The sequence below is a fragment of the Polyangium fumosum genome (genome assembly GCF_005144585.1).
GTDB lineage: Bacteria > Myxococcota_A > Polyangia > Polyangiales > Polyangiaceae > Polyangium > Polyangium fumosum.
In genome coordinates this window covers 115,341-132,047 of the sequence record NZ_SSMQ01000013.1, presented here as the reverse complement: position 1 = coordinate 132,047, position 16,707 = coordinate 115,341, and the positions used below count along the sequence as shown (strand labels likewise).

Annotated in this window: 15 protein-coding genes; 3 read left to right on the top strand and 12 right to left on the bottom strand. The window is 67.8% G+C overall.

Features of this window, described 5'->3' with window-relative positions; translation table 11 throughout:
• Nucleotides 1-37 precede the first annotated feature (37 nt).
• Genes E8A74_RS15090 through E8A74_RS15075 form a run of 4 tightly spaced genes read right to left on the bottom strand, consistent with a single transcriptional unit; the run spans nt 38 to nt 2,883 of the window.
• Nucleotides 38-940, bottom strand: coding sequence for a YicC/YloC family endoribonuclease (locus E8A74_RS15090; protein ID WP_232379563.1), 903 nt, complete (start codon nt 938-940; stop codon nt 38-40).
• Nucleotides 937-1,998, bottom strand: a complete 1,062-nt coding sequence (locus tag E8A74_RS15085; protein WP_136929696.1) for an NAD-dependent epimerase/dehydratase family protein — start codon at nt 1,996-1,998, stop codon at nt 937-939. The genes E8A74_RS15090 and E8A74_RS15085 overlap by 4 nt, the downstream gene beginning before the upstream one ends.
• 37 nt (nt 1,999-2,035) lie before the next feature.
• Nucleotides 2,036-2,353: a hypothetical protein gene (locus E8A74_RS15080; RefSeq protein ID WP_136929695.1), complete on the bottom strand. Its 318-nt coding sequence runs from the start codon at nt 2,351-2,353 to the stop codon at nt 2,036-2,038.
• A gap of 17 nt (nt 2,354-2,370) precedes the next feature.
• A complete protein-coding gene (locus E8A74_RS15075; protein WP_136929694.1) occupies nt 2,371-2,883 on the bottom strand; it encodes a DUF507 family protein in 513 nt (170 codons plus the stop codon).
• A 191-nt stretch (nt 2,884-3,074) separates the two neighbouring features.
• On the opposite strand from E8A74_RS15075, the gene E8A74_RS15070 reads away from it, so the two are divergent.
• Nucleotides 3,075-3,815, top strand: coding sequence for a Crp/Fnr family transcriptional regulator (locus E8A74_RS15070; protein ID WP_232379562.1), 741 nt, complete (start codon nt 3,075-3,077; stop codon nt 3,813-3,815).
• Nucleotides 3,816-4,146: 331 nt separating this feature from the next.
• Here the strand turns inward: E8A74_RS15070 and E8A74_RS15065 are convergent, their stop codons facing one another.
• The 6 genes from E8A74_RS15065 to E8A74_RS15040 all read right to left on the bottom strand — a co-directional run bounded on the left by E8A74_RS15065 (nt 4,147) and on the right by E8A74_RS15040 (nt 8,956).
• Nucleotides 4,147-5,226, bottom strand: a complete 1,080-nt coding sequence (locus E8A74_RS15065; protein WP_136929692.1) for a TIGR04552 family protein — start codon at nt 5,224-5,226, stop codon at nt 4,147-4,149.
• Between the two features lie 34 nt (nt 5,227-5,260).
• Nucleotides 5,261-5,440, bottom strand: a complete 180-nt coding sequence (locus E8A74_RS15060; protein ID WP_136929691.1) for a hypothetical protein — start codon at nt 5,438-5,440, stop codon at nt 5,261-5,263.
• Between the two features lie 338 nt (nt 5,441-5,778).
• On the bottom strand, nt 5,779-6,216 hold the full coding sequence (locus tag E8A74_RS15055; protein ID WP_136929690.1) for a hypothetical protein: 438 nt from the start codon (nt 6,214-6,216) through the stop codon (nt 5,779-5,781).
• Between the two features lie 49 nt (nt 6,217-6,265).
• Nucleotides 6,266-6,700: a c-type cytochrome gene (locus tag E8A74_RS15050; RefSeq protein WP_232379561.1), complete on the bottom strand. Its 435-nt coding sequence runs from the start codon at nt 6,698-6,700 to the stop codon at nt 6,266-6,268.
• 131 nt (nt 6,701-6,831) lie between these two features.
• Complete coding sequence (locus E8A74_RS15045) at nt 6,832-7,449, bottom strand: OmpA family protein (RefSeq protein ID WP_136929688.1); 618 nt, start codon at nt 7,447-7,449, stop codon at nt 6,832-6,834.
• Nucleotides 7,450-7,876: 427 nt separating this feature from the next.
• Nucleotides 7,877-8,956 (bottom strand): hypothetical protein, encoded by a 1,080-nt coding sequence (locus E8A74_RS15040; RefSeq protein WP_136929687.1) that lies wholly within the window; start codon nt 8,954-8,956, stop codon nt 7,877-7,879.
• A 273-nt stretch (nt 8,957-9,229) separates the two neighbouring features.
• Between E8A74_RS15040 and dnaE the strand changes: the two genes are divergently transcribed.
• Nucleotides 9,230-12,859 carry a DNA polymerase III subunit alpha gene (dnaE, locus tag E8A74_RS15035; protein WP_136929686.1) on the top strand — a complete coding sequence of 1,210 codons (3,630 nt, stop codon included), beginning with the start codon at nt 9,230-9,232 and terminating at the stop codon, nt 12,857-12,859.
• Here dnaE and E8A74_RS15030 read toward each other — a convergent pair.
• On the bottom strand, nt 12,856-13,794 hold the full coding sequence (locus E8A74_RS15030; protein WP_232379560.1) for an AAA family ATPase: 939 nt from the start codon (nt 13,792-13,794) through the stop codon (nt 12,856-12,858). The two genes, dnaE and E8A74_RS15030, sit on opposite strands and share 4 nt — an antisense overlap.
• 76 nt (nt 13,795-13,870) lie before the next feature.
• On the opposite strand from E8A74_RS15030, the gene E8A74_RS15025 reads away from it, so the two are divergent.
• Nucleotides 13,871-15,130, top strand: a complete 1,260-nt coding sequence (locus tag E8A74_RS15025) for a DUF4388 domain-containing protein (protein WP_136929685.1) — start codon at nt 13,871-13,873, stop codon at nt 15,128-15,130.
• Here the strand turns inward: E8A74_RS15025 and E8A74_RS15020 are convergent.
• Entirely contained in the window at nt 15,127-16,635 is a 1,509-nt protein-coding gene (locus tag E8A74_RS15020; RefSeq protein WP_136929684.1) for a sigma-54-dependent transcriptional regulator, read from the bottom strand. The two genes, E8A74_RS15025 and E8A74_RS15020, sit on opposite strands and share 4 nt — an antisense overlap.
• Nucleotides 16,636-16,707: the final 72 nt, after the last annotated feature.

Below are 16,707 nucleotides of genomic sequence, written 5' to 3'. Positions count from 1 at the left end.
TCGTGCTGGGGTGTTGGGGCCTTGGCGCGTGTCCGCGTCACTCGACGTTCTGCACCTGCTCGCGGAGCCGCTCGAGCTCGACCTTGATGCCGACGACGATCTGGCTGACCGAGGCGTCCTGGGCCTTCGCGCCGAGCGTGTTGGCCTCGCGTACCATTTCCTGCAGAAGGAAGTCGAGCCGCCTCCCCACAGGCTCGCCTCCGCTCGCCGCGAGCACGCCTTCGAGCTGATCGAGGTGGCTGCGCAGCCGCGTGAGCTCCTCGGTGAAGTCACTCTTGTCGACGAGGATCGCAAGCTCGAGCTCGAGCCTGCCCCGATCCACCGTGAGCTCCGCGCTGGCGAGCAACCGTTCGAGCCGCTCGTGCAGCCGGCGTTGCGCCGCCTCGCGCAGACCGTCCGCCTGTGAAGCAATCGCTTCGATGAGGCGCCGCAGGGCCTGGCATCGCCCCGAGAGATCCGCGAGCAGCGCCTCGCCTTCCGCCCGGCACATCGCGTCCATCGCCGAGATCGCGGCCTCGATCGCGCGGCGAACGGCGTCGCGCACCGCGGCGAGCTCAGGCCCCGCCGGCGGGATGAACAGATCCGGCACGGCCGAGAGCAGCGCGAGCGGCAGCTCCGCGCCCGGCGCGAGCTCGTCACGCAGCGCGAGGAGCTGCCGGAACGCCGCGCGCGCGCGCGCCACGTCGAGCGTCGCCGCCGTCAGCACCGGCCCCTCCGTGCGCACGACGAGCTCGACACGTCCGCGACGCAGCCGCTCGCGCACCACCTGCTCGGCGAAGAGCGCGATCTCGGCGAGCTCCCGCGGCAGCCGCGTTCGAACGTCGAGGAAGCGCTGGTTGACGGAGCGGATCTCGGCGAGCACCCGGCCCTCCCCGAGGGTCACCTCGCCGATCCCGAACCCCGTCATGCTCCGCATGGCTCTGCCGGATACGTCGCTCACCGAAAGAGTGCAACAACGTTGGTTGCAGCACCCGTGTTGACGCCGTTCTCCCGCATACTTTGTGCACGCCGCTCGGCCGCCCGCCGGGCCGCCTCGGCCGGACCTGCGGCCCGGAGCGCCTCGAGGTAGGCGACCGTCGGCGCGATGCCCTCCTCCCACCGCACGGAAGGCTCGTACCCGAGGATTTCCCGCGCGAGGCTCACGTCCGCGAGCGAATGCCGCACGTCGCCGGGCCGGGCCGGGCCGTGCTCGACATCGAGCGCCCTGCCGAGGACACGGCCGATCTCGACGCAAAGCGCGTTCAGCGACACGCGCCGTCCGCCCGCGATGTTGACGACCTCGCCCGCGAGCTTCCGGGGCGACGCGGCCGCGAGCAGGTTCGCCCGCACGGCATTGTCGACGAAGCAAAAATCACGCGTCTGCTCGCCGTCGCCGAAGATCTGGATGGGCCGACCCGCGAGCGCAGCATCGACGAAGCGCGGGATCGCCGCGGCGTAGGGCCCCTCGGGCGTCTGGTGCGGGCCGAAGACGTTGAAGTACCGCAGGCACATCGTCTCCAGGCCGTAGATCGACGAGAAGACGCGGCAGTAGCTCTCGCACGCGAGCTTCGTCACGGCGTACGGCGAGAGCGGCATCGGCGGCATGTCCTCGCGCTTCGGCAGGACGGGCGTCTCGCCGTAGGCCGAGGACGACGCGGCGAACACGACACGACGCACGCCGACGCGGCGCGACACGTCGAGCACGGTGACGGTGCCGCCGACGTTGACGGCATCGCTCGTGACCGGGTCCTCGACGCTGCGCGGCACCGATCCGAGCGCCGCCTCGTGGAAGACGACCTCGACGCCCGCGGCAGCTTTGGCGACGGCCTCGGGGTCACGGATGTCGCCCTCGATGCGCTCGACCGCGGAGGATGGGGAGATCCCGTCGAGGTTCTCCCACATCCCCGTGGCGAGGTTGTCGAGCACGCGGACGCGCTCGCCCGCCGCGACGAGCGCCGCGACGATGTTGGTGCCGATGAAGCCGGCGCCGCCGGTGACCAGGTAACGAGGCGTGGACATGCCCGATTCGATGCTCGAAGGCGCAGGCGCTCGCGGCCTACTTCTTCTTGAACAGATCGTCGAGGCGGGCCTTCGACTTGGCGATCTGCGCGGACGTATCTTCCGGGACGCCGTTCTTGAACGTGAAGAACGTGCAGAAGTTCGACTTCTCCCGATCCGGGATGTACTCGGCGATCCGCTCCTTGCACTGGTTGTGCGCGGACGGATCCCAGTACTCGCAGTTCTTGCAGCAGTGCATGTCGACGCCGCAGTGGGGACACGTGTCGGCGCGCTGGAGCTTCACCTCGAAGACGAGCTCGTTCTTGCACTTGTGGCAGAAGTGGCGCTTCTGCTCGACCTTCGGAATCCAGCCCATCGGTCTCTACTCTCCCCTCAAACGAGCCCTTTGCGGCGCTGGATCTCGTTCTTGATCTTCTGGTACTCGACCTCCCAGGTCCGAGTCCCTTCCTGCAGGTTCTTCATCTTGTTCCGGACCTCGGCGTCGAGCTCGTCGTCGGCCGCGAGGTACTTCTTCAGCACCGGCCGCATGCGACGCCTGAGGTCGTGATCCTGTCCGTAGACCTCGTCGACGTTGCCCGAGTGCATGAGCATCTCGATGCACTGGTCTAGCAAGTAGTCGAGGATGTCTTCGCCGATCTTGATGCCTTTTTGCTCGGCGATGATCTTCCGGATCCGCCCGAGTTCCGAGGGCGGCAGGCCACGCGACTCGAGCGTGGCCTTCGACTTGTCCATCACTTCCTTTTCGGTCGCGAGGTACTGAGAAAAGACGGACTCCAGGTCGCGGACCACCTCTTTTCGGTCCTCACACTCGATCTCCCCGTTGTCCGCCAGGGTTTTGACGATTTCTTCGCTGAGAGGGGCAATTTTACCGCTAAAGAGGCGCATCCAACGATCCGTAGCTTCAGGGGAGCGGGGCACCGGATCCCCGCCGACTTGGGTTCTTCGGCTGGGGCTTCGGCCCCCGAAAGGTACGGGCCGTACTTCGGAGATGTCAACGCAAGCCGCGTTCTTTTTCTGGGCCCGCACGGCGAAAACGCACCTAGAGGAGCAGTCTCGATATGATGGGTAAGGATGCGATGGCACCGAACGTCCCGGCTCGTTCCGGCGCGGTCGGCAACGACGGGGGGCTCGATCCGGACGCACGCAAGCGGCGGATTCTGCGGCGTGGAGCGGTCGGTAGCGCGGCTTCGCCCGCGTCGCAGACCCTCCTGGCCGACGCTGGAACGATCCAGCGAGTCACGCGCGGGCGGCCGCTGGTCACCCAGGGCGACCCCGCGAACTCGGTGGTGATGCTCGGCAGCGGACGCGTCCGCCTGGTCCGGGCGCTGAACGAAGGGCACACGCTCTCGCTCGGCTACCGCGGCGCGGGCGACCTCCTCGGCGAGGCCGCGCTCGGCGGCGTCCCGAACCACCGCGAGAGCGCGATCGCCACGGAAGACGTGGAAGCGCTCGTCGTGCCGATTGCCACGATCCGTGGGCTCATGTCCTCGGATCAGGCCTTCGCGAACGCGCTGGTCGGCGCGCTCGTGGAGCGCAACGCCGAGACGGAAGAGCGTCTCGCCTCGATGCTCTTCCGCAACGTGGAAGCGCGTCTCGCCGAGTTCTTGCTCAAGGCCGCCCAGCGCTGGGGCATCCCCGACCCGCGCGGCGTCCTGATCTCGGCGCCCTTCACGCACCAGGAGATGGCCAGCATGATCGGCTCCACCCGCGAGACCGTCACGCTCACCCTGGGCGAGCTCCGTCGCAAAGGCATCATCGAGGTCGACCGCCGCCGCATCGTGGTGCTCGATCGCGAAGGCCTCAAGACCCGTACCTGATCGCGCTTTGGCAGCCCCTGGCGGGAGGTTGGGGCGTTGCCCCAAACCCCAGCCGGGGGCTGTCCGCCCCCGGCACCCCGGACCAGGCACGGCCTGGACCGAGGGCGTAGAAACCGCGCGAGGCGCGGTTTCTACGACGGGCCCGTGGCAAGACCCTCCACCACCTCGCCTACCAAGACAGCAGCGCGGACGCGTCGCTCGACGACCTCATCCCTGTCGACAGCGCGCTTGCGCGCTGTCGCCCTCGGTCCAGGCCGTGCCTGGTCCGGGTCCAGGGGTGGACAACCCCTGGTCGGGGTCCGGGGTGAAACCCCGGCGCGACGCTCACTCTTCAGCGCGGCCGCTTCGTCGGAACGCGCGTCGGCGCTCGACCGCCGAGCTTCAGCCGACGCATCACGGCCACCTTCTGGCGTTCCTTGTACTTCGCGTGGCTCGCGTCTCCGAGCTCGTTGGCTGCTTCCGTTTCGCGGTCGATGAGCTGGAACTCGCAGAGTACGAACACGATCGGCCCGAGTGCCCACGCGGCTGGCGGCGCGAGCTCCATGATCTCGGGCGGCAGCCGCACCGGTAGATCCACCACGAAGTGGATCACGCGATAGCTCTGATCGCTGAACGTGTTGTTGCTGAGCGTCAGACCGTCGTCCACGCCTGCTTGCAGCTCTCGAAGGAGCATTCGCAGGAAGGGGTGACGATCGCAATAACTACGGAAGTGAAAGATCGTGTTCGTGCTCTGCCCGGGCACGACGTAGTTGAACGGGAAGAGCCGCTCCGACAGGTAAAGCAGGATCGGCAGGATGTCGTCTGCCTCTCGCGTCACGATCCGGAACCGCAGCTTGTCGTAGATCGCTGCGGCCGTCGTGTCGGTCTTCGAGAGCAGCTTCGTGTAGAGCGAGTCCTTGTTCTTCCGCCCGCCGATGAACTCCGTGATGGGGAAGCCGGCCGCGAGCATCCCGCCCACGATCCGATAGACCTTCTCCTCCACCAGGTGAAACACATCCTGGTCGGACATCGGGATCGAGAAGAGCAGCTCGCGCCCCTCGAGGTGATGGATGATGTGCATCGCCTTCAGGATCGTGCAGGCGCAGAGCTGCCTGTGACCCTTGCCCGAGGCGAGCACCAGGAGCTCCTCCACGGAGCAACGGGCGACGGGCTTGGGGATGGGGAACTCGAAGTGCCGACGTAGGTAGGCGATCGCTTCGTTCTTGATCGCTTCGAGCCGCGCGCGATCGGCGGGCTCTTCGGGTCGGAACTCCTGCGCTCGCAGGAGAACGCGCGCCTCTTCCTCGTCGCGAACGTGGAGCCTGTGCCAGTCGACGACGGAGTCGCCTCGCAGGATGAGACGCACCGCCTCGAGATCCATCAAGGAGAACTCGTCGAGGCCCTTGAGGGAGCCGACGGTGTCGTACGTCATGACCCGAGGTTAACAGCGCCGAATCGACTGCGTTTCAGGCACGCGCGTTCGGCGGCGCGGGCGGCGGCGTGTTCGGCGTCCGGCCGAGCGAGAGCGTGCCAAAGAAGATACCGATCGTCAGGACGACGACGGCCGCGTGCCCGAGATATGCACCACTGCACCCGATCGCAGCGAAGGGAGCGAGAGCGGCCAGGTACCAGGGCGTGATCTTCATCGGTCCTCCATCAGTGCAGGCGACCCGTCCCTCGGGTCGCCCTCCGACGCCGCGGCGCGGCCCCTGTCCAAGAACGACAGAGTGCGCTCATCAGCGACAGATAAGTGCATGTAGGATAAGCTGCCACACCCCAAGCCAACGGGCCAAGAAGTAGCGGTGTCTGGGGCGCCGCATCAAGCGAATTCGTCACACGTTCCGTTCCCGCACGAAGCCTCACGGGCATCAACGGCGAAACATCGAACGAATTCGTAGGCTTGACGTCGGTTTTGCAGGTCGTCTCCAGGGTGCCGAACCGTGTCCCCGGGGACGCAGGTGATGCCTGAAGGACGCTGTCTGCCTCAGCGAAGCGGCACGGTGATCTTCTCGGCGTCGCCGAGCGTCAGCGTGCGCTGGATCGAGTCGCTGCGATCCGCGCGGTCGACACGGATGTCCAGTGCATACGAACCATCCGGCAAGTGCACGGTCGTATGGACGATTTTCGGCGCGCGACCCGGCTCGAAGCGGAACGAGCTGCCGCTGACGGCGCCCGCCTCCGCGCCTGCGCGCGACCACGTCACGTCGAAGCCGACGACCGTGCCGATCTCGCCGTCGAGACGAAAATCGACCGTGTGCTCCTTGGGCCAGTGCGGCGCGAGCGACAGGAACGCCGCGCCTCCGCCCGCGAGCAGGAGCAACGACAAAAGCCGTCGCCTGAGCGGCGAAGGCGCGAACAGGGGCTTTGCCGAGCCCTCGGCCTCGGGCTGCGTCTCCTCGTCCGGCGTCGTGTCCCGCTGCATCGGGCGCAACCTGACGAGCAGGAATGGCGAAGTCAAACGGGCGCGTGGATCAAGGCGAGCGGTTCGCGCGGATGCGGCCGACGAGGCCCACGATGACCGGGTCCGGCAGGTTGCTGAACGCCGGCATGCGGTTGCGACCCTTGCGGATCACGTCGGCCACCTGCTCATCCGTCACCTGCGCCTGCCAGTCCGATCGCGTGAGATCCGGCGCGCGCATCATCGGCCCTTGCGGCCCGTCGCCCTTGCCGCGCTGGCCGTGACAGCTCGCGCAGTTGCGCTGCCAGGCGATCTCCACGAGGCTCTGATCGGGGCCTTGCTCCGCGGAGCTGCGCGGACGCGCGGCGACCTGCCCGGGTTGTTGACCGAGGGGCTGATCGTGATCTGTCGACTTCCACTCACGCACGTCGCGCGAGGAGCGATCACACCCCGCCGCGAAGACGAGCGATGAGGCGAGGAGCAGCGACGTGAGGACGAACGGGCGCATGGCCATGAAGGGATGATGGGCCCGGGGCGGGTTGGCCAGCGTTTTTCAGCGGCTGGTTTCGCCTCACCCCGGGTGGCGAGAAGGAGGGCGTCAGGAAGGCAGGAGCGCGGGCGAGGGGAGATGCGGGATCGTCAGGGCGCGCAGGCGTCGAGGACCTTGGGCGCGCCGCCGTCGACCGGCATCTTCATGATGGGCTTGCCGTTGATCGCCGCGTTGATGAAGTCGGTGCGGCGGTTCTGGGCCTTGCCCTCGGCCGTCTTGTTGTCGGCGACGGGCTTCGTCACGCCGAACCCGACCGCGATGAGGCGCTTGCAATCGACGCCCTTGCCGACGAGGTACTTCGCCGCCGACTGGGCGCGCCGCGCGGAGAGGTCGAGGTTCTTCGCCGCGTCGCCGTCCGCGTCCGTATGCCCCTCGATGCGGAGCAACGTCACGTTCGGCTTCGAGTCGAGGTACGACTTGACCTGATCGAGGATCGGGAAGCTGACCGGCTCGAGCTCCGCGCTGCCCGTCTTGTAGACGATGGCGCCGGGGAGGAGGAGCTTGTTGCCCTCCATCTTGAGGTCGGACGCGGGCGCCGCGGCCGGGGGCGGCGGCGGGGGCGGCGGGGGCGGCGGCGGGGGCGGCGGCGGGGGCGGCGGCGTCTCCGCACCACCACCCACGGACGCAGAGGCCGTGCAGCCAGTCATCGCGCCGAGGGCGCCGACCATCAGCACGGTGCACAGAACAGGAGCCAGGAACTTTTGCATAGAGATTGATCTCCTCCGAGAAGCACGGGCCGCGGCCAAGCCATGGTTCACCGGCGTGCAGGCAGCCGTCGAGCCGAACGGGGTCTTGGACGCGCTTTTATCAGGTTTCTTCAGAGCGGTTTGGAGTTTTTCTTTCGCCGCTTGGTACCCCCACCCAACGTCAGAGCGCGCAGACGCCTTACGCGTCGTGCTTCCTGCCCCTCGACGTTTTTCGCGGGCCAAACGGCTCACCCCAGGCACGTTCTCGCCGCCGACGTACCAGCCACCCCCGTCATCACGAACCCCCTGACAAACCAAAGGGCGCCGCCGAACCACACGCCCTTTCCCCCCGCTGGCGTGCGCCGGATGCGCCCTCTGCTTTTCGACGTCGTCGTCGGGCCACGAGGGGCCGGGCGGTGGGCCGGCCCCTCGCGTCAGACGCGAGCCTTCACGGCATCGGGGCGCAGGGATCCGGCGGGGGCTCGCCCTTCGGCGCCACCGGTCCGAGCTGCACGGCCTTGGCGTTGAAGCCGAGGCCGATCGAGATGCCGTTGCACTCGACGGCCGGATCCTGCGTGCCGTCCTTCATGATGTCGGACGCCTGGCGGATCTGGTTCAGGATGCTCTGCAGCGTCGGCGACATCGGATCGCAGAACGACTCGTCGAACGCCGCCGCGACCTTCGTGATCTCCGCGATGAGCGCCTCGGTCTCGATGACGCCGGCGATCGTGCCGTTCGTGCCGCCGTTGCGATCCGCGTCGAGGTCCACGGTGATGACCGCGCTGTTGATGTCGAGCGTGATCGAGAAGCCGCTGATCGAGAGCGAGAGCTTGACCGTGCCCTTCGTGCCCGAGACCCACGTGTCCTTCACGACGTAGCTCTTCGGGAAGACGATCTTCGCCGAGGTCGGATCCATGTCGTTGTTCAAGAGCTCGGGCAGGAGCGGCCACTGGTCGGTGCCGTCCCACTTCGGCGGAGCGCCGAGATCCGCGCCGCCGTAGAGCTTCGACGACAGGCCGTTGCAGTCCGACGCCGTGCCGAGCGTCGACATGTCGAGCATGATCGTGAACTCGCCATCCGAGATCGCCTCGTTCGCCTGCGTGCTGAGGTCGGAGGAGAGGCCGAGGATGACCGGCAGGATGTTCTTGCCGAACGAGTTGTCCCGGCCCTCTTCGCCGTCCGGATACACGGCCGCAGGCGAGCCGCCCGCGCGCGGCTTGCACAGGCCGACCGACGACTTCGTCGAGGCACGACCGTCGAGATCGTAGCCGTAGGCCTTCCAGCCGCCCGTGGGATCGGGCGTGCCATCGCGCTTCGTGTCGCCGAGGAAGATCTGGCTCATCGCCATCACCTTGCCCGGCCCCTCACAGGCGGACAAACCAGCGGGCTCTTCCGGCGGCGCGAGGCCCGCGGGATCCTCGGAGGGCGGCGGAACCGGGGGTTTCTCCGAGACCGTGTCGGAGCCGCAGCCAAGAATCGCGAGCGAAGTCGCCGCGAACGCGGCGGAGAGAAGACGGGTGCGAAGCATAGAAACCTGACTCACTTTCCCGGACCCGAGCGCGGGTCGTCAAGCGCACGGCAGCTCGTCGAGTGCCCGTGGATGTGGCGCATGCTAGCCAGGGCGCAGTCGCTTCACAAGAGCGTCACAGGGCGCGGCGCCTCGTACACGACCAGAGTGCAGCCGTACGATGCAGCTTCACGAGTGACGCCAAGCATCACGAACACGCGCCTCTTCGATGACGCGCGCCTATCCTGAAGCGAGCTCGCCCGAGCATCTAGAAACGCCGAGGCAAGATCGATCGTGGCAGCCGAGTTCGTTCATCTCCACGTCCACTCGCAGTACTCGCTGCTCGACGGGGCCCTCAAGATCAAGGACCTCGTCGGCAAGACGAAGGCGCTCGGCATGCGCGCCGTGGCGCTGACCGATCACGGCAACATGTTCGGCGCGATTCAGCTCTACAAGGCGTGCAAGGACGCCCAGGTAGGCGCCATCCTCGGCTGCGAGGTGAACGTCGCGCGGCCTCGGTCCGCGCGCAGCGATGCCCCGAGCGGCAAGTCGGACGACGCGCCGGTCGATCACCTGGTGCTGCTCGCGTCGAACCTCGAGGGCTACAAGAGCCTCGTTCGGATCGTGTCCGAGGGGCACGTGACGCCCGCGAGCGGCGCCGCGCCGAGCGTGCCGCTCGACTTCATCGCGCAGAACAACAAGGGCCTGATCGGCCTCTCCGGCTGCATGGGCGGCGTGCTCGCGCAGCGCGTGCTCGAGCAGGGCGAGGACGAAGGACGCGCGGCGATGGATCGGCTCGTGGAGACGTTCGAGCCGGGCAGCCTGTACGTGGAGCTGCAGGATCACGGGCTCGTCGAGCAGCCGGTGCTGAACGGGATCCTCACGCGCCTCGCGAGGGATCGCGGCCTGCCGATCGTGGCGACGAACGACGCGCACTTCGGCAGCCGCGACGACGGCGAGGGGCACCTCTACCTGTCGTGCATCGCGGCGAACCGCTCGTACGCGGACGCTTTCGAAGCCCATCACCAGAGCTTCGAGATGTTCCTCAAGTCGCCGGACGAGATGACGCACGTCTTCCGCGACCACCCGGAGGCCATCAAGAGCACGCTGGAGATCGCCGAGCGATGCGCGGGGCTCAAGCTGAAGCTCGGCCAGCCGATGCTGCCGACGTTCGCGCTGCCGGAGGGGTTCGATACGAACTCGTACTTCCGGCACGTCTCGCACGAGGGGCTGACGAAGCGCTTCGAGGAGTTCCACCGCGGGGGCAAGACCGTCGACCAGGAGGCGTACCGCAAGCGCCTCGACATGGAGCTCGACGTCATCATCGGGATGAAGTTCCCCGGCTACTTCCTGATCGTCTGGGACTTCATCCGGCAGGCGAAGGAGATGGGGATCCCGGTGGGCCCGGGCCGCGGCTCCGGCGCGGGCTCGCTCGTGGCGTACGCGCTGCGCATCACGGATCTCGATCCGATCCCGTACAACCTGCTCTTCGAGCGCTTCCTGAACCCGGAGCGCGTGAGCATGCCGGACTTCGACGTCGACTTCTGCATGGATCGGCGCGACGAGGTGATCCGGTACGTCGCCGAGAAGTACGGCAAGACGAGCGTCGGGCAGATCGCGACGTTCCACGAGCTCAAGGCGAAGAGCGTCATCAAAGACGTCGCCCGCGCGATGAGCTTCCCGCCCGCCGAGGCGCAGAAGATCGCGAACCTGATCCCGCAGAAGGGGCCGGGGCAGACGTACACGATCCCCGAGTCGATCGAGATCGAGCCGAAGCTCAAGGCGCACATGGAGAGTGATCCCTCGGTGCGCGAGTTGCTCACGCAGGCGCAGAAGCTCGAGGGGCTGACGCGGCACGCCGGCATGCACGCGGCCGGCATCGTGATCAGCGAGGGCCCGCTCTGGGACCACGTGCCGTGCTTCCGGAACGGCGATGCGCTCGTCACGCAGTACTACAAGGACGACGTCGAGCAGGCGGGCCTCGTCAAGTTCGACTTCCTCGGCCTGAAGACGCTCACCGTGATCGACATCGCGGTGCGGCTGATTCGCGCGCGGCCCGATCAGAAGGGCAAGTCACCGGCCGAGGCGTTCGACATCAACGCGATTTCGCTCACCGACGAGGAGACGTTCCACCTCCTGCAGTCGGGCGAGACGACGGGCGTGTTCCAGCTCGAATCGAGCGGCATGCAGCAGCTCTTCAAGGATCTGCGCCCGACGAACTTCGAGGACATCGTCGCCGCCGTCGCGCTCTACCGCCCCGGCCCGCTCGGCACGGGCATGGTGAAGGACTTCGTCGACTGCAAGCACGGGCGCAAGCCCATCGCGAAGATGCACGACCTTGTCGACGATCTGCTCAAGCCGACCTACGGCGTCATCGTCTACCAGGAGCAGGTCATGCAGATCGCGCAGCAGCTCGCCGGCTACACGCTCGGCGGCGCCGACCTGCTCCGCCGCGCGATGGGCAAGAAGAAGCCCGAGGAGATGGCCAAGCAGAAGTCCATCTTCGTCGAGGGCTCCTTGAAGAACGGCGTGTCCGAGAAGGACGCCGATACCATCTTCGGGCTGCTCGAGTTCTTCGCGGGGTACGGCTTCAACAAGAGCCACTCGGCCGCGTACGCGCTCATCACGTACCAGACGGCGTACCTCAAGCGTCATTACCCGGTGGAGTTCCTCTGCGCGTTGATGACGGCGGATCGCGACAAGATCGAGAAGGTCGTGCGGATCATCGCGGAGGGCCGCGCGTGGGGCGTCGACATCCTCCCGCCCGACATCAACGAGTCGAACATCGACTTCTCGGTCGTCTACAGCGAGCCGGGCAAGGCCACGAAAAAGGCTGGCCGAAAGGCGCCGAGCAAAATCAAGGACGCCGACCCCTACGATCCGAAGATCCGCTTCGGCCTCGGCGCGATCCGCGGCGTGGGCGAGTCGGCGCTGGAGGCGGTGCTCGAAGCGCGCACATCGGGCGGCGCGTTCGCCGATCTGTTCGACTTCGCCCAGCGCGTCGACGCGCGGCGCGTGAACAAGGGTGTACTCGAAGCGCTCGTACAATCCGGGGCGTTCGACGCGACGCTGCTGCCGCGCGGTGTCACGCGGGCCCGCGCGTTCGCCGCGCTCGATCAAGCGCTCGAACGTGCAAGGAGCGCGAGCAAGGATCGCGAGCGTGGTCAGGGCTCGCTCTTCAGCCTGTTCGCGAAGGCGGCCCCCGCGGCCGAGCAGAAGCTCGACGAGTACCCGCAGTGCGAGCCGTGGGATCTGCGCGAAATGTTGGTGCGTGAGAAGCAGTCGCTCGGCTTCTACGTCTCGGGGCATCCGCTCGAGCGGTACGGCACAGAGCTCAGTCGCTTCGACGTGATCGCGGCGAGCGCACTTCCGCATAAGGATCCGTGGTCGAAGGTGCGCGTGGCCGGGATGGTCGAGGGCTACCGCGAGCGCATCTTCAAAGGCGGCGGCGGCAAGATCGCGTTTTTCCACCTCGAAGACACGAGCGGCCGTGTCGAGGTGAAGGTGCGCGACAAGCAGATCGAGACGTACGGAGCGATCCTGCAGGGAAACGAGCCGGTCCTCGTCTCGGGCAAGGTGAGTTTTCCGCAGGTGGAAGAGGGCGCCGAGGACGAGCAAGCGGCGCCGCGCGAGCCGACGTTGATGCTCGACGAGGTCGTGCCGCTCGCGGACGCGATCCGCGCGGAGACGAAGAGCGTGCGCATCCGCGTGCAGGCCCGGAAGGCGACGCGGGACCACATCGGCAAGCTGCGGGACGTCCTGGCGTCGAGCCGCGGCGTCTGCCCGGTGCACCTCTTGATCCAGCTCGACGACGGCGCCGAGGCGGTGCTCGCGCTCGGGCGTGATCTCACGGTGACGCCGAGCGACGAGATGCTCGCGCGCCTGGAAAAACTCTTCGGCGAGAAGGTCGCGGAGCTGCGCTAACGCGACGAAGCCGTCGTTTTCACCATCGTGTCGAGGCGCGGCTCGACCGAGACCTTGTCTTCCTGGTGCTTGAGCAAGAGGCCGAGCGTGTCACGCGCGAGGTCCGGATCGAGCTTGCTCTTGCCGAGCAGGACGAGCGCGCGCGCCCAGTCGAGCGTCTCGCTCACGGCGGGCGCCTTGCGGAGATCCATCTTGCGCAGCTCGCCGATGAACGCGACGAGGTGCGCGGCGAGCGTGTGATCGATGCCAGGAACGACGAGCTCCAGGATCGCGAGCTCGCGCGAGGAGGACGGGTAATCGAGGAAGGCGTGCAGGCATCGCCTGCGGAGCGCCTCGGTCATCTCGCGCGTGGCGTTCGTCGTCAGGAGCACGAGCGGCGGGTGCTTGGCGCGGAAGGTGCCGAGTTCGGGGATGGTGACTTGCAGTTCGGAGAGGATCTCGAGGAGGAACGCCTCGAACTCGGGATCGGCGCGATCGACCTCGTCGATGAGCAGGACGACGGGCGCGTCGCTGCGGAGCGCGGCGAGCAGCGGGCGGGAGAGGAGGAAATGCTCGGTGAAGAACGAGGCCTCGCTCCGGGCCACGATCTCCGCGGCTCCGGCGATCGACGCGCCGTGCGTCTCCGCGGCGATCGCGTCGCGGAGGAGCTGCGTGTAGAGCATCTGCTTGGCGTAGTCCCACTCGTAGAGGGCCTTGGCCTCGTCGAGGCCCTCGTAACACTGCAAGCGGACGAGCGGACGGCCGAGCGCCTGGGCGGCGGCGCGGGCGAGGTCGGTCTTGCCGACCCCCGCGGGCCCTTCGAGCATGAGCGGGCGCTCCATGCGGAGGGCGAGCCAGAGGGAGAGGGCCGTGGCCGGGTCGCAGAGGTAGCGCGCCGCGCCAAGGGCAGCCGAGAGCGCCTGGGGAGAGGCGATCGGGTCGGGGGAGGCGGTCACGGGGAGCACGGTAGCATGGCCATCCCCGCGGAATGCCGGGGCATGTCCCGCTCGTGTCCTGCTATAAACCGAGCAGATGGGCGAGGACGGCCACGATCTCGTGCGCGTGGACGGCACGGGTACGGCGCACCCAGTCGGCAAGCTGGCAAGCCAGCGAATGCGCGCGCGACAAGGCGCGTTCCGACTGATGCCGGCGCCTGCGCACGTGGTCGTGATGCGACGCGCGGAAGGGGTCGAGGCCGGGAGCTTGCGGCTCTGCGGCGAGATCACGAGCGCGAGCGCGCTCTGCGACATCGTGTCGATGGTCGGCCAGAGCGCGTGGACCGGCGAGCTTGCGATCTACGACGGCGCGACGAACCGGAGCGTCTTCTTCGAGCACGGCGCGGTGATCGGCGCGCTCTCGAGCGCCGAAGGAGAGCGGCTCGGCGAGATGCTCTACCGCTACGGCGCGCTCTCGCTGGAGCAGCTTCAAGAGGTGGCGAGGGCCGTGACGGGCGACGTGCGCTTCGGCGAGATGGCGGTGCGCATGGGGCACATCTCGCGCGAGACGTTGTTCCAGCTCATGGGCCGGCAGATCGAGGAGATCGTCTACGCGGTGATGCGCGCCGAGAGCGGGATGTTCTACTTCCTCGATCGCTTCGACGAAGCGCGGCTGACGTCGCGGCAGAACCTGCCCGTGAGCGGCCTCTTGATGGAAGCGGTGCGGCGCATGGACGAGATGCGCTACTTCCGCGAGCGCATCCCGTCCGCCGAGCACGTGCCCGATCGCGTGCCCGATCGGCCTCCGCCGACCGAAGGCGACGTCGTGCAGATCTACCAGGCGATCGACGGGGTGCGCTCCGTGGCCGACATCTGCCGCGCGGTGGGGCAGGGGGAGTTCGAGGTCACGCGGCAGATCTTCCAGCTCGTGCAAGGGGGCTGCGTGACGGTGCGCGCGCCGCGGCCCACGGGGCCAGCCGCGATCGTGGCGCTCTTCAACGAGGCGATGTCGATGGTGATGCGCGAGGTCGACGCCGTGAAACGAGGTGACGAGGTCCGGCAGCACCTCGCCTCGTTCGCGACGGGCGCGGGCATCTACGACGCGCTCTTCATGCGCGCGGGGCCCAAGCCAGACGGCACGCTCGACGACGGGCAGATCATCGAGAACGTGGCGATGCTCGTCGGCCCGGATCAAGCCGAGGCGATGCTCGCGCAGTGGCTCTACGACTACGTGTCGTTCGCGATCTTCATCGCGGAGCCGGTGCTGCGCGAGGCGTCGACGCGGAGCGGGGCAGGGGCGCCGCTGCTCGCGAAGAGCGTCGCGGACATCATCGCGCCGCTCGCGCCCTCCCACTAACCCCGACGGATGTCGTAGGCGCGGATCTTCTTGTGCAGGTTCGTGCGCTCGACGCCGAGGACGATCGCGGCGCGCGAGATGTTCCAGTCGAGGCTCTGCAGGACCTCGATGATGTAGCGGCGCTCGGCCTGATCGCGGAACTCGCGCAGCGTGAGCCTGCGGCCGCCTTCGGTGCGCGGGATGGCCTCGATCGAAGGCGGGAGCGGGCCCGGCGGCGTGCGCATGGGCTCGCTCGCGTCGGGTGCCTCGGGCGTTTGGAGGTCGTCGTCGAAGGGGCTCGCGTGGGGATCTTCGGGCAGGTCGGCGATCGTGACGGTGTCGCCGGAGAGGATCGCCGCGCGCTCGATGACGTTCTTCAGCTCGCGCACGTTGCCCGGAAAGCTGCGGCGTTCGAGCGCGACGTGGACGGCCGGATCCATGCGCTTCGTCTTGAGCCCGTTCTCTTTGCAGAACGAGGCCATGAAGGCGTCGGCGAGCGGGCGGATGTCCTCCATACGCTCGCGGAGCGAAGGGACGCGGATGGGGAAGACCGCGAGGCGGAAGAAGAGATCCTCGCGGAAACGGCTAGCGGAGACCTCGCGGCTGAGGTCTTTGTTCGTCGCCGCGAGCACGCGCACGTCGACCTGCAGGGTCCGCTCGCTGCCGAGCCGGCTGATCTCGCCGGATTGAAGGGCGCGCAGCACCTTCGCCTGCGCCGAGGGCTCCATGTCGCCGATCTCGTCGAGGAACAACGTGCCGCCGTGCGCTTGCTCGAAGAAGCCACGCTTGCGGGACTGGGCGCCCGTGAAGGCGCCGCGCTCGTGGCCGAAGAGCTCGCTCTCGATGAGCTCGCGCGGGATCGCCGCGCAGTTCACTTTGACAAACGGTCCTGCGATGCGCGGCGACAGGCGGTGGATCGCGCGGCTCACGAGCTCCTTGCCCGTGCCGCTCTCGCCCGTGATGAGCACGCTCGCCTTCGTGGGCGCGACGCGATCGATCTCCTTGTAGAGCTTCTGCATGACCGGCGCGCGGCCGATCATCTCGTACCGCGCGAGCAGCTCCGCCTCGAGATCCCGCACCTTGCGCGCGAGCTCCGACGAGTAGAGCGCGTTCTTCACGCTGACGAGCACGCGCTCGCGGCTCACGGGTTTTTCGAAAAAGTCGCCCGCGCCGAGCTTGATGGCCTTCACCGCGTCGTGGACCGTCGCGTGGCCGCTGATCGCGACGACCGGCAGACTGCGCGTGGCCTCGTCGCGGCGGATGCGCTCGAGCAGTTCGAGACCGCCCATGCCAGGGAGCAAGAGGTCGATGATCGCGAGATCGACGGGCCTGCCGCCGTTGGCGAGGATCTCGAGCGCTTGTTCGCCGCTCTCGGCCTCGATGACCTCGTAGCCTTCGCCGCGCAGGACGAGATCCAGGGTGCGACGGATGTTGCGCTCGTCATCGACGACGAGGACCGTGGGGGCGACGGCGGCCCCCAGGGCCTCGCCGGGGGCCGCCTGGGGCGTTACGAACGAGCTTTCCATGCCGCACGTATCCATACCTGCCTCCCGGCGGGGCAGGAAGCACTGGCGCGCCGGCCGAGGAAGGGCTACGGA

Bases quoted from the DNA above. Each gene is read 5' to 3' on its own strand.
- E8A74_RS15045 (WP_136929688.1), bottom strand. From the start codon at position 7,449: ATGCAAAAGTTCCTGGCTCCTGTTCTGTGCACCGTGCTGATGGTCGGC.
- E8A74_RS15085 (WP_136929696.1), bottom strand. From the start codon at position 1,998: ATGTCCACGCCTCGTTACCTGGTCACCGGCGGCGCCGGCTTCATCGGC.
- E8A74_RS15025 (WP_136929685.1), top strand. From the start codon at position 13,871: ATGGGCGAGGACGGCCACGATCTCGTGCGCGTGGACGGCACGGGTACG.
- E8A74_RS15040 (WP_136929687.1), bottom strand. From the start codon at position 8,956: ATGCTTCGCACCCGTCTTCTCTCCGCCGCGTTCGCGGCGACTTCGCTC.
- E8A74_RS15050 (WP_232379561.1), bottom strand. From the start codon at position 6,700: ATGCGCCCGTTCGTCCTCACGTCGCTGCTCCTCGCCTCATCGCTCGTC.
- E8A74_RS15020 (WP_136929684.1), bottom strand. From the start codon at position 16,635: ATGGAAAGCTCGTTCGTAACGCCCCAGGCGGCCCCCGGCGAGGCCCTG.
- E8A74_RS15065 (WP_136929692.1), bottom strand. From the start codon at position 5,226: ATGACGTACGACACCGTCGGCTCCCTCAAGGGCCTCGACGAGTTCTCC.
- E8A74_RS15080 (WP_136929695.1), bottom strand. From the start codon at position 2,353: ATGGGCTGGATTCCGAAGGTCGAGCAGAAGCGCCACTTCTGCCACAAG.
- E8A74_RS15075 (WP_136929694.1), bottom strand. From the start codon at position 2,883: ATGCGCCTCTTTAGCGGTAAAATTGCCCCTCTCAGCGAAGAAATCGTC.
- E8A74_RS15060 (WP_136929691.1), bottom strand. From the start codon at position 5,440: ATGAAGATCACGCCCTGGTACCTGGCCGCTCTCGCTCCCTTCGCTGCG.
- E8A74_RS15055 (WP_136929690.1), bottom strand. From the start codon at position 6,216: ATGCAGCGGGACACGACGCCGGACGAGGAGACGCAGCCCGAGGCCGAG.
- E8A74_RS15070 (WP_232379562.1), top strand. From the start codon at position 3,075: ATGGCACCGAACGTCCCGGCTCGTTCCGGCGCGGTCGGCAACGACGGG.